Source organism: Variovorax sp. GW821-FHT09D05, assembly GCF_059416325.1.
This window is the reverse complement of the sequence record NZ_JBWKOZ010000010.1, coordinates 17,775-34,387: the sequence shown is the minus strand read 5'-3', so window position 1 is coordinate 34,387 and position 16,613 is coordinate 17,775. Positions and strand designations below refer to the sequence as shown.

Sequence of the window (16,613 nt, the reverse complement as noted above, 5' to 3'; positions counted from 1 at the left end):
GCGTCTGATATCTGTGGGCCATGAAACTTCGAGCAGTTCGTGACCATCAACTCAACAGCGTGCACCGCTATGAGGAAGATTCGCATCGATTCATCAATGAGCGCGTCCGTGGCGCGCAAGTCATCCAGAGAAGAACGCTGAGCGGCTGAACGCGGGAATGCGCGCTACGTCGCACAAGAGCGATAGAAGGCGGGTGGAATTGAGAAGTGTTCGGTTTGAGCATGGACTGTTGGAAGAGCGTAGAGGTTCCTTGTCGGTGATCCGAAAGGATGCGTCCTGGGACGATTTAAACAATCGCGTATTGGAGTAGAGCAGCGCGCCGGGTGCTTGCACAGTCGGATCAATTTTTCCCGAAAGATCCGCTTGCCATCTTCACCGCAGCAAAGGCAGTCGAGCGAATTCGCGAATACATTCATGGCTTTGAACGTCGGTTGACCACAATGCAGAAGCACTCCGAATAAGTAGCCGAACATGACGATGTCCCGATCGGCTGGGCAGAAGGTTGGAAGTAAAAAGCCTTAGAGTTTTCGGGCAATAATGGCCTTAGAGGACGCGTAGACGTTCCAAGATATCCGAGGGGAGGGCCAGTGCCCTCTGTTCGCCAATGGAGAGAGCAAAATGACAGATGCCACGCCGGCCCCGCCGGGCGCGCTAGCTTTAGGCAGCCACCCGGCCAACGCATGGGTTCGCTTTCTGCGCTCCTACGGGCCGACTCCTGAGAATGGCGCCTTATTTGACGAGCATGTCACTAAAGCCCTTGCGAAGGCCAAAGTTCAAGCGATAAATCTACCGACGCCGCGGCTCGCTGACATTCAGGAGCGCGTCGCCACCGGCGCGCCAGGCTCAATTTTGATTGCGGGCACTGCAGGCGACGGCAAAACATTCCATTGCAGAAGCCTGTGGCTGGATTTGGGCGGGAACAGTCGCGATTGGGCCGCGGCTAGCGTCGTAAAAGAGTTAACCCTCGCCGATGGGCGGGTCGCCGTTTTCGTCAAAGACCTTAGTGAACTTGGCCAAGACTTGAGTGATGCCGCCATGAATCTGCTTGAGCAGTCGGCGCTTGGCGAAGAGGATCAGCGATTCCTGGTTATCGCCGCTAACCATGGCCAGATCCTCGAGCGATTGAGGGATTTTGGAAATCGACGGGGACGCCAAAGCGAGTTGCGCGAAGTCATTCAGAACGCATTTTTGCAGGCGGCGCATCCCATGCCAAGGCTCGCAATTTTCGATCTGAGCAATTCGGTGAACCGCGAGACACTGGACAATGTATTTACCGCTGTCGCACGCCATCCGGAATGGGACAAGTGCGACGGTTGTGGGCATCAAGGAGACGGCAGGGTCTGCCCAATCTACGAGAATAGAAATCGGATGTTGGGAACCGGGGACGGCGGGCTTCTGGCCCGTCGATTGGGCGACGTTACCGATGTTGCCAAACTCAATGGCTGGCATCTCCCGGTGCGCGACATGCTCACTCTCGCGTCCAACATGATCCTAGGCCACCCCAACGCTAAAGAGGGGCTGATGACATGCGCCGACGTGCCCGGTATTCAGGACCGCCAAGACGTGGAGAGCGCGAGCATCTACTCAAACATATTCGGCGCAAACTTGAAGAAGAAAATGAGGCAACGCTTGGTGTTTCAGGCATTGGCTTCGTTCGGCATCGGTTCGGAGACCACAAACGGGGCGGATGGCCTCATGGTTTATGGCGCCGACGACCCAACCTTGGCACCCGCATTTGACCGTCTTTTACGATCCGACTCCGTCTATGGAGCGAATGCTGGCTATCTGGCGGACTTGCGCCAATATCTGGAAGGTGAGGAAGAAGCGCGATTGGAAGCAGGCGCGACTGCCTTCCTTTCTCGCCTCGAGGCGCAGCGCCGAAGACTGTTCTTCACCACGCCGGACGGCGACCCCGATTACCCGCACTGGCCTCTGTCTGTCTTTTGTTTTGCAGGTGAATATCTCGCGTTGACGGCGGACGTTGCGAAACAGCGGCCCATATCGGAACCCACGCGCGCCCGCCTTGCCAAGGGCCTAAATCGTGTCATGACGGGCCTGCTGATTGAGAATGGCGACAAGATTTTCGTGGCCAGTTCAGGGGGGTACACGCAGTCGCGCGTAAGCGTGCTGTGCGACACGGAAGCTCCCGCACGGCGGGTTGGCGGCGTTGGCATGCGCGCGCGTTTGGAAGCCCTTTCTGGCCGGCCTCTGGTCGAAGTGGCGCTGGTCGCGAACGAGGAGAGTCCTGCTTCCTTGGCGCTGACTCCCGTAAGGTTTGAGTTTCTTTGTCGCGTTGCCGACGGAGCTCTCCCCGGAAGTTTCTCGAACGAGTGCTTGGAAGACTTGCTTGCGTTCAAGGCTCGACTTCTGCGAAAGGCCGAGCTGCTAAGGCGTCAACGAGCAGCCGACGATGAGGACGACGCGGCGAACGATCAAACGTTAACGCTCAACTTCATCGACATGGAGCAATCTGGCATGGGGTTCTCACGGCCGGTGACCATAAGGACGGTGGCATGAGGCCGCGCATTGAAGGCGTCGACTTCGCTGTTGACGAGCACATCTGGGGTCACAGGCTTCACGACGACCAGCATCCCCATCTGCTCGTGCTGGAGTTTCTTGGAGTTCTCGGCTCGAATCTTAAAGCGCCGCTGCAGCCCACGAACGCGGATGCCATGCGATTCAGGCCGCAACGCCAAACACGGCTACGAGCGCTCCTGTTCAACAATCCCTATGTCGAGTCCATCCGCCAACGCTCCATCTCCAACGACGAGAAATGGCGCCAGTGGACGGAGCGGTTTTCGCAAGATTGCGTGTCGCTGGGCGAGTGGGACTTGAACTATCTGCGGGTTCGCTTCTCCGAGTTTGACGATTTTGCTAAGGCGGTCGAACTCTTGAGATCGTCTGCGTTCGAGGCGCGAAGCAACAAGCGGTGGAGCTCCAAATTCGTATTCCCATTCGGGCCCGACGCGCTATATGAGGATGTGCGCGTGGGTTCCAATGGAGCGGCCAGCAACGACCGTCGATTCTTCGCCCGTGGAGGCGAGTTACTTTACTTGATGCTCTCCCGAGCGACTCGCGGCCCGGAACTAGGTGCCTTGCTGAAGGAGCGCCTCTTCGACGCCAGCGCTCCCATGAACAGGCTGGCGCGCGCTCTGCAAGGCGAACCCGAGTTCGCGGCCAATGATCGTCCGTTGGGCTACCTGCCCTACGAGCGGCATCCTCGGTTCGACATCATTTGTGAGGATTGGCTAGCGATCCTCTCTCGCGACATGCCTGTCTACGACGCATTGGAGCACTTGATTGCCAACGCAGGTCTGAACACGCTCCTTTATTTCCTTGAATGCGCGAAAGCCGAGGCGGGAGACTCTGATCCGGTGGAATTGGTGTGCGAGATAGTCTCTCGCGAGCGAACCAAGGTGAGGGCATTGTCCGGCGAGTCTTTCCAGGCCAATCAAGGATTGTCTTATCGCGCCGTGCGCGCTGCAGTCGAGAAAATTCGGATGACCAACGAGTGGGCGCAAGCTTTGCAGTCGCGGGACCCCAATGGAGCGGCGGCTGCCTTGATGCAGTCTTGGTTTCAATGGCCTGCAGCGAATGGCTCGGATGAGAGCGTGACGGACGCTGACACGGGCGATGAGCTTGTCGCAAAGCTGGCGGTAGCAGCCGAGTCCAGGCATGAGGATCACGTTGGAAAGATTCACGGGACGTGGTCGCGCGCGTTGGGGCTCACCTCACGGCGTCTCTCGCGCCGCACGCGCTACGCCCCCAACGACAAACTACTGAAGACTCTCGTTGTCTCGGTCGTCGACAAGCGGATGCAGTTCGACGATTTCCTTGCGCTCGCCCGTTCCAGATACGGTCTGATCGTCGGCGACATTGAAGGCGCGCGCCTTGTGAAGTCGCAGCAAGTCGACCAAGAAGCGCTCAGCGACAACAAGGACAAGCTGGAAGCCAGGCTTGTGGGTCTGGGTTTAGTCCGCAGGCTCTCGGACTCCTGCTCTTTTGTCGAGAATCCCTTCGCTGCCGAGGTGGTCTCGTGAGCGCCGACAAAATCATCGGACGCGTCGTGGCGTCTGTCCTTCTTTCGCGGCTTCCCGCGATTGCCGAGGGCGAGCCTCCGCCGGACACGTCGTATTTTCGCCTCGACAAACTCGACGGCGGCCAGATCGCGGCGGCAGTGCGCGAGATTCGCCTCAATGCGATGCTCGCCGATCGCGTGGAGCTCAGAATCCCGCGTTGGTTGGTGCAGGGAGAGGGACTCCCGGAAGATGCGCTGACGTCGGAGAACGCCGGCGCCGCGCGAAATCAGGACCCCGCGAAGAGCGTGATGCTTACGGCGAACGGCACCGAGCCGGGCTTGGGCGATACATTGGGGCACGTCGCCGCCCTCGGCGCGAAAGAGCTGCGCTCGCATGAAAAGTTTTGGGTGGAGGCGACGTGCCATGTCGCATCGCTGGCGCCGACTGTCGAAGATCGGGCGATATTTGCCGCCGCGATCTCTGGCCTGGTCCATGTGACCGATCTTTCTCTCGTGCAACTTGGCGAGTTCTGCTCGAAGATCAGCGAGGCTTTTCACCCGTCGCGCGGCCTGCCCATTCGGAACGCCGTCGGTTGGGCTCTTCCTTGCGTCGGGCTTCCCCGTGACACAGCATTCTTCGCGAGCACCAAAACTTACGGCAAGCAGCTTGCGCCTTGGAGAAAGGCGTTTGCCAAGCTTTTCACCAGCCGCCAGCCGCTTCTTTTCAAGCGAAGACCCACGGGGCAGGTCATCGATCAGGATGACATGCGCGCGCGGTTCGAGGACAACCTGGCCTCGATTTCGGCCGCTGCGCGGCCTGTGCTGGACGCCTTCATCAAGGCCTCGGACTCCGACAGCGCTGCTCGCTCCGACGTTGCCGAGCTGGAGTGGGAAGAGCATGGAGTTCACTTCATCTTCGAAAAGCCGCGTGAGCAGCAGCGTGGACTGGCCGAGGACACGTTGTATTTCTTCGAAAACGAACTCAACGAGCCGGTGCTCACCAAGGAGTGGCTTGCCCACCTCGAGGATTTGAAGACGCGCGAAAAGCGCTCAGAGTGGAACGACGCTGACGAGGAGTTCTTTCAAGGCCATCGCTCGTTCTTCGAGGACAACAAGCCGTTACTCGCCAAGTGGGAAAAGATCATCTACGGCAAGCCCATCGACTGCGTGGATTTTCTAGAAGGCTTCTCTGAACTTGTCTCTCGACTCGTGGCGAGTGCGCCGGAGCCCAAAGGCGAACGCGTTTTGCACATGACAGTGACCAAGGGTCGGAAGGTCTGGCGCGAGCGATACAACTACGATGTGGGTTCGTATTTTTCGGCGATGTATCGAGGGCTCAAGGAGTTGATGGGCGAGCGAGTGCGGTGGCATTCGACAAAGATGCATACGGCTGGACATCTCGATCCCATTTTCGCGTATCGGCCATTCTTCCAGTTCGAAAACGAGCGCCTCAACAAGCCTCCCAAGCCATCTGAGTCCGTGGCGCGCGCGGCCGTCCAGATCAAATTTGACGCTGTTCTCAACGAGCGTGTGAATGGCCAAGAGGTCCAGCTTCGGAAGAGCCAGTTGGTCTGGTCGTTCAAGCCGGAAGCGATCGGCCTTGCGATGGTCGACGACATGAAAAGGCTTATGGAGAAGGGCGGCATCAATTGCACGTCCGTTCCGCGGCGCCTTGTCAGCAAAAAGGGCGGGGTGCAGAGCGTATCGCTTGACGACACGGCGACCTTGGAAGCCACATTTTCCGCGGACGCTGGGTCGTTGGTGCCGCCCGCAGGAAAACTCAAAAGCATGCGGCAAGACATTAAGCGCCGCATCGATGAATTGGCGACGCAAGGGCGATTGACCCCTGAGCAGCGAGATGCGGTCCGCGAGGCGTGGGATCGTTTCGAGGGGGACTATGCGAAGGCGATGGAGGATTTCATCGCGTTCGGGTTGCATGGCGAAGCCGTGGAGCGCCAGTCGGAATCCTATGCTGAGTTGTTGCGAGCCTTGGCGATCCACGCGCGAGGCGACGTTTGCCGCTCGAAGCTGGTGGCGGAAATCCTTTCTATCGGGACGGTGCGCGTGTCTGGCGAGCAGCCCTGTGTCATCATCCCGCCGTGGCACCCCGAGCGCATGAAGGCGCTTGCGGTCAAGACTCGACGCGTTGCTGGCCTGGCGTCGCATCTGCTTGCCGGTGTGGATGTCCGCTTTGGGGATCAAGGGATCTTCATCAAAGAGTTTTCCGACGAAATTCGGCACCCGTTCTATCCTGAGATTGCGATTGCCGAGCGCTCCGGCTCGCCTGAGCTCGTATCCGAGAGCGCGACCGTCAACGGCTACAGCCTGATGGAGATGCCGGTGAGTGGCGACCAGGAGTTCCTCACCGACGTTGACCCCTCTGCTGCGGCAAAGCAAGTCAAGGAGCTGTTGGATCGCTATGTGAGCTTGCAGCCTCACGAGGCTAGCAACCTGAGCGTGCTCCTGTATAACGCGGACGCCGCCGAGTTGCCTCTCGCGGTCGTTCACGAGCTCTCGCGCGTTCAAGCCGAGCGCGAGGACGATTTTCAGTGCGCCGTGGCCGTGCGTCATCGCGATCCGAACAAGCTCAGACAGGTCTATGCCGAGCTCGTGACCAAGGCGGGCGACGATCCCGACTTGCCAGTCGTCAGCGAGACTTCAGAGAACTTCATTTCCAAACTTCGAATCGCCGCGGTTCCGGCCGCGTCGACACCTCCATCGTCCGCTGGATTTAAGCCTTTCGACATTGCGTTTCTGCATGACGTGGTTTCCCGCGCGGCGGGCGTCGAATGGATCAAGGTGCCATGGGCGAACGAGCGCCCCAGCTTGGAGCACGCGCCATCGAGGTGGTCTTACCGCAGCGTGTCGGGTGAGGATGAGCTCAAATCGACCACGTTCCTCACGTGCCCGCAGCAGACCGCCACCGGCTGGGCGTATGTCGCGGCCGTGGGTTCCATCGCGCGCCGCGCCGATCCCGTGGATGGCGAGCGCGTTCTGCCCGCGCGCCGCATATCGCTGGAGAGTGCCGCGCTCAAAGAGACGCTTGACGATGCCCATTCGATGGCGGAATGGGTCGCCACGTATGACGAGCTGCTGGACAAGCGGCAGCTTCGTGAAAATGGCATCACCATCGTGCGCTACCGTCGCGCGTCTACCAATGGGCGGAACATGATCGTGAGCTCCACGTCGGAGCTCAGACTTCTTGGGGTGCTGGCAAGACGGCGCCTCGGAGAATTGGGGTTGTCAATCGACGAGGCGACGCTTGAGAGCGTGGTCGCGGGCGTCAAGAACGATGCTCTATCGATCTCCGGCGACATCGTCATGCGAGCCGCGAAGCGCGGCGTGTCGGCCGGTGAAATGCTTGGCCTGGTGCTGAGTCGATATCTGGTCGATTCTGAGCTAAAGGCGCTGGCTGGCTCGGGTGCTCGCCCAAGCTTTTGCGCCTTCTTTCTGTTGGACGACTATGCGAGTTGGCTCGCGCAGAAGGAAAGCCGGATCGCAGACATCCTCGCGCTTTGCGTGGAGGAGCGCGATGGCGAACCGCACCTTCACATTGCCATCGTTGAATCGAAATATGTGGCCGGCGATGCGTGCTCGGAGGCGAAGCGTCATTCAAAGGCCCAGCTTTTGTCGACGCTCAACGTCTTTAGGAGTGCGTTGTTTGGAGATCCTGGACGACTCGACCGCGATGTCTGGCTTTCCCGTCTGGCCGATTTGTTGCTCGACGCGCATATTCCGCCAGGCGCCACGAACTTGTTGGAAAAGGCGCGCGCGCGGCTGCGCTCGGGGGAAGCTCCCATCTCTCTGCGCGGTTACTCGCACGTCTTCGTTCATTCAGCAGACCCAGCCTCTTCGGTGTCGCAGTCCGAGCAAAGCTCGATGGACGGAGGCGACGGCTTGACAGCATGGCAGGAGGTCTTCGACAGGCAGGAGCTTCGGGCGCTTGCCGAGGCCTATGCGTCAAAGGCGAATCCCGCTACCGTGCGCCAGGCGCTCGGCCCCCAGACGCCCTGGGGATCTGAGGAGATGAAATTGCCCGCGCCCAGGGTGACTTGGACATCGATGGTGGGCCTTCTCGCTTCGGGAGCTGCGCCGCCTCCACCTTCTGATGGCCCGCCACCGACCGACCACGACTCCGGCGCTCGTACGCCGACGCCACCCGTCCAGCCATCCAATCCTCCCGGCCAAGCAGCGGTCCCGTCACTGGAGGAGGCGACCCCCGTCGCGGAGTCGCAGCCCGCAACGCCAGGTGTTCCCCATGCCGGCGCATCCAGCCTGCCGGGGGGCCACCTGGACGCATTGGTGGCGGAGAAGTCCCGCGTCGCAGGTAGCTCCGAAGATGAACGCGCAGCATGGGCGGAGGAGGTCACCGCAAAGTTGCGCATCGCGCTCAACGGCTACGGCCTGCAGGCTGCGGTCAAGGGAACGCGCCTCACGCCCAATGGCTGCTTGGTGAAGTTGGCGGGTTCGGACCGGCTGCGTGTTGAGGACATTGAAGCCAAACGCATGCAGCTTCTCACGACGCATGCCATCAACTTGGTGACCGTTCAGCCGATGCCTGGTGAGATCGTGGTGACCATCGCTGGCGCGAAGCGTCAATCCGTATCGCTTTGGGACCTTTGGGCGAAGCGCTCGCTAAATCGCAACGCGGCGGGAGTCAACACATCATTCGTCCTGGGGCTGCAGGAGATCAATGGATCGATTCTTTACCTGAACTTGGGAGGGGAATTCGGCGGCCTTTCGTCGCACGACCCGCATTCGCTGGTGGCAGGGGCGACCGGTAGTGGAAAATCGGTGTTGGTTCAGTCATTGCTTCTCGATATTGCCGCGACCAATCCGAAGGAGCTTGCGCAGATCGTGTTGATTGATCCCAAGATGGGGGTGGACTATGCGCCACTCGAAGTGCTGCCGCATATGCGCGAGCCCATCGTCATTGAGAAAGCTCGCGCGGCAACCATTCTCGAAGGTCTCGTCCAAGAGATGGAGTCTCGTTATCAGCAGTTCCACAACGTTCGCGCGAATAATCTGACCAGCTTCAACGCCAAGGCCGCGCCAGAGAGCCGTCTCCCATTGATCTTCCTGGTCCACGACGAGTTCGCCGATTGGATGCTGGACGATGCTTACAAGAAAGCCGTCAGCGCCGCAGTGCAGCGGTTGGGCGTTAAGGCTCGCGCCGCTGGCATCCACTTGATCTTCGCGGCCCAGCGGCCCGACAAGGACGTGATGCCGATGCAACTGCGGGACAACCTCGGCAACCGGCTGATCTTGAAAGTGGCGAGCGAGGCGACATCGAAAATCACGCTGGATCGGTCGGGCGCCGAATTGCTACTTGGTAAAGGTCACATGGCCGCGAAGCTCACAGGCGAACAAGGCCTGGTCTACGCCCAGGCACCATTTCTCAGCGATGAAGACATCGGCCTTGCGGTCGCGGCAATTGCTGCAAACTCAGGCGATCTGTAAGCGACGCTGCAACATGTGCGAGGCAAAGAAACCCGTGTAGGGGTCCGTTGAGAGCTATGCGAACCTATTTGCCTTCGTCTTCAAAGAGTAACGGAAGAGTATGCGTATCAAGATACGGACCACTCTCTGTTATATCTGTTGATTCCTCCAGGCCGCGACCGAGATCTTCCAAAATTGATTGGAAGGTGTCGATCCCGCCGATGCCACCAAAGACACGAATGATTGGGCCGAGACTCCGACTCATCTTGAGATATTCGGCCGCTTGGTAATCGGGGTCCTCAAGAATGCCGTCAAGAGCTCCCGGACACATGTTTCCGTAATAGGAGTCACTCAACTCGTTTGCGGCATTCCTGATTCCTTCTGCAAATTCCCCAAAGTTGCCTTGATGTATGTGTTTCGACTGTCGTTCGATCTTCTCGGAAAGACTTTGCACAAATGCGAACGGGGCGACGTAGCCGAGACAGGTATTGGATTCTTTGCGAATGTTGGCCAGCGGGTGCTCGTTCAGGCCGACCAAGATGTCACTTATCTGTGATATGCCGTCATCGTCTGTGTCACCAAAGTCCCAGTGCAATGATCGCAGCGCATCCAGAACTACTCGCCCGGCCGCCTCTGCCTGGAATGGAAATTCTTCGCTGATACCGAGAATGGCCCCGATGAAGTCACTCAGAGACGAACCACTTCCAAGCACGGAAGCTAGTTGGTCCGAGTCGCCGGAATTTAGCGCTACGAGCTTGACAGCTTCGATGCGAGCAAGATTGTCCGGATCGTTCAGCGCGCTCCCCACTGCAAAACGAAGCAGGTCCTCGTCCTCCTCGCCACGCGACGATGAGTACTCGCAAAGTGACAACAATAGGATTCGCCTCACGCGAGGGTTTGAATAGGACGGAATTCCCCCGGGCCGCGCCTTCAGTAGCTCCACCGTGGGTGGCTGTCTCAGAAACCAACCCAAGGCGTCCTTTCCGGCGCCAGTGTCAGCCGAGATGGAGAACTCGATTTCCATGTCTTCTTGGCTAGCCAGTTTCCGAGGCCAATTTTGCGCCATGCACGCAATGACATAGTCCCGCTCCCGGCCGTAGTAAAAGTCCACTGAGGGTTGACCGTTCGCGTCGATCTCGGTCATCAACAATGCCGATTCAAAAAAACCGCTAGGTATCTTTTGAGCGATTGGATGCGACCATATCTTGCAGAGGGCTTCAAGAGGAACCGGCGCGCCGCTGCGAACGATCTCTCTACCAAGTTCTCGCAGGCAAGGAAGAACGTTGTAGTTCTCCAGGCCGACAGCACGTCCAATCTTGTTGACGATGAAGCTCTTGAGAAGGCTCGGTTCATCCAAAGACTCCGGGAGGCGCTCTCCACGGTACTGCTTCATTGCGATGCCCAGCACATAAGGATCCAGTGTCTTCTTATGGGACCCCGGAACAGTCACCTGATACGCGGACGCGTAGACCTCATAGGCTCGATCGCACTCGCGGGGCGAGTAACGTCTCACGTGGATGCAATTCCAGCCGCTTGTCTTGGCTGCGGCCTCAGGGTCAAGTTCAATGAGGCTCGCGCCTTGACTGGAGATGCCAGCTTCCTCAGCAAGAAAGGAGGAATTTCCCCCGGCGTCTCTCAGTACTCTTGTCGCTGAGCTGTGCGTCAGTGAGATGACGATCTGAATGCGATCGCTGGACAATCGGCTGCAATCAGCGTCGATTGCGCGGGCCAACTGAACGCTTGCCTCGTTCAAGCCATCAATAAAGATGGTCAACTTCTTGTTTGTCCGCTGCAAGACGTTGTTCATCTTGCGCGCCAACTGGCTGTAAGTGTCCGATGCGCCGGAAAACTCCCACTCGAAGTCGTTCGCGATCTCGGCTAAAAGGGACTGCTGGAGGCCAATGGCGGGATAGAAGAGACACGGCTGCCCGAGCGCGAGCCGCTCGATGACTGTGTGGCAAACGACGTTCGTCTTGCCGACTTGCGGGTGACCTATCAGCAACGTCACGCGATGGGCCTTGCCGTCGAGAGCATCCGATAGAAGAGACGCAACATCTTCCCTCTTCACAAAGAGGTCGGGAATGAACTTCTTGTCGGAATCGAGTCTTTCGCCGGATAGTGGCTTCATGCGAAAGCGCGCCTGCGCCTCGCAAAAAGCTATGAGGTTCTCTGACGAGAACGATATGAGCGCCTCGAGGGCTTCTGCGCGCAGCGACAGATCGTCAGTGGTGACGTAGAGGTTTCTGGAACCGCAAGCGGCGCTCAGTCGCACGTCCGGCCCGACTTCTGACCTTGAAATGCTATCAAAGACGCGGTTGCTCAATCCGTTGGTCAATACCACGTAGGGCGCGATGTTGCCTTCCGCGATGCATCTGGCATACGAGATGCCCTGATCCCGCGCTTGGTCGTCAAGAGCCTCGCCTGGCGCCTTGACTTCAACAATCAGCAAATTCTCGCCACGCTCGTTGCGAACTAAGACATCGGCCCGAGGAGAGTATGTCGTATACGCTTCGTCGCGAGAGGTTGCGCCTCCTCCGACATGCACGATTGATTTGCCAAGTCGAATCCGAAAAGAGAATTCGAGAGAAAGCGCTGCAAGGGAGAATCCGTGCGCGAGCAACCAAGGCACGACGACCTTTGTCCGAACGTCGTCTTCGGACCTAAGCGGTTGCATCTCCGTTTCTCGCATGCATGGAATGGGGTTTCACAGGGCTACGCGGCGGCCGCGGGTTTACTTTTGTCGGCTGCGGCAGCGCCTTCCAAATCCTGCGCAGTGGCGTCTCCCTCAGCGGGCGGAGGCGTGGCATCGCCGGGGCCATCGTATGCAATGAGCACTAGACCCGAATGAGGGAGATCTTTGCTGGCAAGGGGCGAGTCAATCTGCTTCTTGTTTCGGGCTATCAAGCCCTGTGTGACCGCGCCGCTCGACTTGAACTCGATGAAGTTCTCGTTGCCAAGATTGGCGACGACAAGGCCTTGCTCCAGCGTCTCATACAAAACGCTAGACTTCTGAATGGATTTGAGTATGTCTCTCGACCGCTCGTGAACTGCATCAAGGGCGACCTGATCGACCGCGCGACAAATGTCCTCGCAGGCGCGTTCGGTAAGGATAAGTCTTTCTTGCGGCTTCTCCCCGTCAGAGCTCCTCCCGATGAAGCAAACTCCACCGTCCGCCAACGATGCGACGTTCAGTTCCTTAAGCTTCTTGTCTGTGCCGCACGTGAATGCCTGAATCCTGACCGCGTGCGTTGCCGGCATGGGCGCCGCCAAGCCAACCCGGCCCATTGATGACAATAGCTTCTGTTGGATTTCTAGCGCGTGTAAGTCGCGCAGCCGTCCGACCTTTTCAAAACTAGGCTGAGCGGAGGTAAGAAGTTCGTTCAATTCGGCATGAGTGAGCATTAGGACATGCTTCACATCCCACCTGATGCTTCGCCGTATGCCATCACCCAAGTCGAAGACGGGCGTCCTCGCGCCGTCGATCTTTGCGCTCCATGCTTCCGGTTTGAGGACAAGGAGCTCGCCGACAAGCAGTAAGACGCGCTTCAACTGATTGCGCTGCAAGTCGCATGCAGGACTCAAGACCGCCATGACCATGTCGCTCTGAATTTCGGGCAAGACGACGGGCTGGGCGACTTCGGCTGCAACCGCAGCGGCTGCGGGAGCAGGGCGCTTCCTGCGCAGCAAGTCGCCAAAGGAGACAGCAGAATCCATAGCCCCTGGAAGCTTCAGCCGGGCGCGATTGTGAAAGAGGGAGTGCTCGACGAACTCTAAAAGATCGTTCGCGCCGGGAACCAGCGGAGCTGGGATCTTCGAGACATCGAGCTTGTTCAACGCGAGCGCGGTGTCGATGATGTTTGAGTTGGCTTCGATCTCGTGTTGCAGGACTTTGTCGAGAACATCAACCAGGTAGCTTCCCATTGGCTCACCCTCGGCCGAGAGCAATAGGTGCTGGATTTGCGCGAAATCGGATAGGCCGAGTTTTCGAATGAGCTTCGTGGTCCTGTCCTTGGCCGCGTCGAGGCCATCCTCCCACGCGCAGACGAATTCCGAAAGCCTGAGCGAATTTTGATAGTGCGTCGCAAGGCGTCCGACGACCCTCTGGACAACACCATCCACCTGGATGTCCGCTTTTTCAAGTATCCGGAATGTGCTTTCAAAGAGCTTGGTGCTGTCGCGAAATTCCAATCGCTTGTCTTGTAGCCGGGAGCTGCGAGACATGAGAATCACAAGGGGAGGTCTCGTTCTGCGTTCAACGATCGCGCTTGCTAGGCCTTCGATCGAAACCTTTATGTCATCCGGGCGTTGCGCGGAGCAGAGGTAGAGGTCCATGAAGACGATATCGGCGTCAGCGACCGCTGGCACAAAGTTACGCCCTACCTCCTTGCATTCCAAGCCACAGCCTTCGAGCAGCTTCCTCAAGATACCGAGGTGGGCAATGTCAGCCTGCATGTCTGCGACATACCGCGCGAAAAGCGCCTCGCAGAGCGCAGGGACAATCTGCGACTTATTGGCCCAGAGGCAGCTCACAAAGCCATCGGACCTTTGGAGATCCTCCGCTCCCAAATCGGAATATCCAGGAAAGACGGCGTTCAATGCCTCGTGATCAGCGGAGCCCAAGTCATCAAAGAAGTGCGTCCATTGCTCACCATCAATGGCGAGGTCATCGGCAAGAGGAACTTCGTCGAAAGCATCATCGACGATCAGTGCTCGCGCAACTTTCGCCGCCGCAAGAATGTCTGAGAGTTCGGCCATTACTTTGTCGTGTTCAATGGCAACTCGAGCGTGAAGCGATTGAGTCGGCCATTCGGATTCTCCGGATTGGCATCGAGGGTCAGGGTTCCGCCCATGTAGTTCGCGCACTCGCTCGCGATGAATAGTCCGAGGCCGCGCCGCTTCGACTTCTCCTTCAACGAAAAGAATGATCGGAAGACACGTTCCCGATTTTCTTGGGCGATGCCAGGACCGTTGTCCTCGAACACGATGGTGGGGGGCGAGGGCAACAGGGTGATGGAGATCGTGGACTTCTTTCCAGATTGCTTTCCGGCGCCCACCTCCAGCCAATACTTCGAATTCGAAATCAAGTTCTCAAGGATTTGGACGACCATACCCTTAACCGTGCGCACATTCACAGCGCCATCCGAAGCCGAAAGCTTCACCGTGATCTTGTGGCGCTCGAACTGCGCTTGATGGGCTTCCAGTGTATTCAGAACAAGCTCGCGCAAGTCAAAAGTCTCGACCCGCTGGCGCCCCGAAACGCTGAGCGGATCTAGCACTCTGATCCGTTTCCCGAGGCTCTTCATTTGAGCTCGTAGCGAGTCAAGTTTGGCTCTCACCTCTGCGGGAACGTTTTTGCCTCGCAAGGTCTCAAGGTTTTCCAACGCGTTTTCTGAGGCGCGCGCCAGCTCGTGCGCCACCACTTCGACCATGAGTCCGACGCCAGCCATTTCAATCATTTGGCGGCTTTCCTGCTCAACTTCCTCGATGCGCTGGCGGGCGCGCTCGGCAAACTCGGAAAACTCAAACAGTGTCTGTTGGAGCTCCTCAACGGAAGGATCGCCTTTGGGCGCAACCTGCCGAAGCCTTGCTAGTGCGCTTTTCGCACGAGCATCCAAACTCGCAACTTCGGTCTTGGCGTCGCTGAGATCGACCTTTTGTGCCTTGTATTGCCTTTCGACGTTCTTCATAGACTTGAATAGCAAGTCTTGAATCACGTATTGCATGACGCCCAAGAAGACCTGCTGCTCGGGGGTTTCGCGAAGGCCTTCGCGGTTCGTCTGATCAACCAAGGCGGTATTGGCAACGCGAGAGATATCTACCTTGCCAACGAACTGGGCTTTATTGAGTGTGTATCCGGTCCGGGCTAAAGCCTTGCGGTCCAAGGCAAGCCAATCATCTTCATCCTCGCCGTAAGGAAACACACGGAAACCATCTCGATACAACAGTATTCCAGACCAACGCTGCTGCTGTTCTCGGACGGCGCGCAAGTCCCCGATTCCATCCATGGAGGTGAGTAGGCGCCGGTTGTACCAATGGACCTGAAAGCTAAACGGTCCAAGTGAAGCAAGAGCGCTCTCCGGTATCTCCCGCGAAGTGCCAATCACGGCCGATTCAAGGTCGTCAGCGGCAATAAGATAGCTCTCGGTCTCAACCGGGTGGGGAAAGCCAAGATTTTTCACCTCTACGTCACAGGCAAGTTGCGGCTTCCCGTCCACCAACGTGTATGCGCCTTCAACAGACACATGCGCGCCTTGAACGAGCGCTTTTTGCATCCATGGAATGGTGACACGATCTTCATTCCAGTAGAGCGCGACTCTGGGGCGCTTCTTCGGATCGACAAACGGGTCCGTCAAGCGTGAGAAGTCATAGTCCGCCATCCGCTTGACGCGTTCGGCAGTCCAATCTTCGGTTAGCTTTCCGATGATGATTCGGGTGCCCGACCAGCCCGCAGGATCCACGGCGTCCCCTTGCTTGGGGTGGATGTCGATGTCTGCCAGCATCGCGTCAATTTGGGCGAAGTCTGACCAGTCGATATCGAGAGTGTGGAGATGGGTGTCTGACGCTCTTGCGGTCTCGACACGGAGGGTGTCCCCTAGGCGCATGGCCGAAAGACGCCCGATGCCTTTCTCGCCAAGGAAAGGCGATTTAGATGCGCCAGCCTGAAGAGCTTTGTCGACCTCTCGCTTTCGCGATGCGGTGCCAATGACCAAGAAATTGTTGTTCAGGTCATCAACGGACATACCCCAGCCGGTGTCGCTGACAACGATGTGGCTCATCTCGTAGATTTGGTCGAGCGCATCCGCGAGTTCTTGTCCGGTGGCTGGTCCTTCAAGCAACGCCTTGGCCAGATCCAGCAATTCGGTGGATGCGTCAGCGTTTAACGCGACCAGGGCCAAAGCGGCAATCTCACTGGTCGGCGACGACGCGGCAAGAGCTTTGCGTCGGAGATCAAGGTATGCATTGCGGCGGATAACGATGTTGAACCGGATGTCGACTCCATCCCTGGTTCCCGCGTCAAATCCGTTCTTGATCAGCTCATAAAAAGCGATGATGTCTGAACTGATGAGTTCAGATCCGAGCTCCAAGATCGTGCGGGCAGTGACCTTAAACGCCACAGAATTTGTCCCGCTCTATGTCGCTGACGTCGATGGTTTGC

General features: G+C 58.1%; 6 protein-coding genes. 3 read left to right on the top strand and 3 right to left on the bottom strand.

Going from position 1 to position 16,613, the window contains the following annotated elements; all coding sequences use genetic code 11:
* Positions 1-618 precede the first annotated feature (618 nt).
* From AC07O3_RS25610 to AC07O3_RS25600, 3 genes are read left to right on the top strand one after another with little or no spacing between them, the layout of a single operon-like run.
* The gene (locus AC07O3_RS25610; protein WP_495340651.1) at positions 619-2,517 is read left to right on the top strand and encodes a hypothetical protein; all 1,899 of its coding nucleotides are present in this window, start codon (positions 619-621) and stop codon (positions 2,515-2,517) included.
* Positions 2,514-4,040: a methylation-associated defense system protein MAD7 family protein gene (locus AC07O3_RS25605; RefSeq protein ID WP_495340650.1), complete on the top strand. Its 1,527-nt coding sequence runs from the start codon at positions 2,514-2,516 to the stop codon at positions 4,038-4,040. The genes AC07O3_RS25610 and AC07O3_RS25605 overlap by 4 nt, the downstream gene beginning before the upstream one ends.
* Positions 4,037-9,478 (top strand): FtsK/SpoIIIE domain-containing protein, encoded by a 5,442-nt coding sequence (locus AC07O3_RS25600; protein ID WP_495340649.1) that lies wholly within the window; start codon positions 4,037-4,039, stop codon positions 9,476-9,478. Before AC07O3_RS25605 ends, AC07O3_RS25600 begins: the two co-directional genes overlap by 4 nt.
* 64 nt (positions 9,479-9,542) lie before the next feature.
* Here AC07O3_RS25600 and AC07O3_RS25595 read toward each other — a convergent pair whose 3' ends face one another.
* From AC07O3_RS25595 to AC07O3_RS25585, 3 genes are all read right to left on the bottom strand, one after another.
* Positions 9,543-12,086 (bottom strand): type I restriction enzyme HsdR N-terminal domain-containing protein, encoded by a 2,544-nt coding sequence (locus tag AC07O3_RS25595; RefSeq protein WP_495340648.1) that lies wholly within the window; start codon positions 12,084-12,086, stop codon positions 9,543-9,545.
* An 83-nt stretch (positions 12,087-12,169) separates the two neighbouring features.
* Entirely contained in the window at positions 12,170-14,212 is a 2,043-nt protein-coding gene (locus AC07O3_RS25590) for a hypothetical protein (RefSeq protein ID WP_495340647.1), read from the bottom strand.
* Complete coding sequence (locus AC07O3_RS25585) at positions 14,212-16,572, bottom strand: sensor histidine kinase (protein ID WP_495340646.1); 2,361 nt, start codon at positions 16,570-16,572, stop codon at positions 14,212-14,214. The genes AC07O3_RS25590 and AC07O3_RS25585 overlap by 1 nt, the downstream gene beginning before the upstream one ends.
* Positions 16,573-16,613 lie beyond the last annotated feature (41 nt).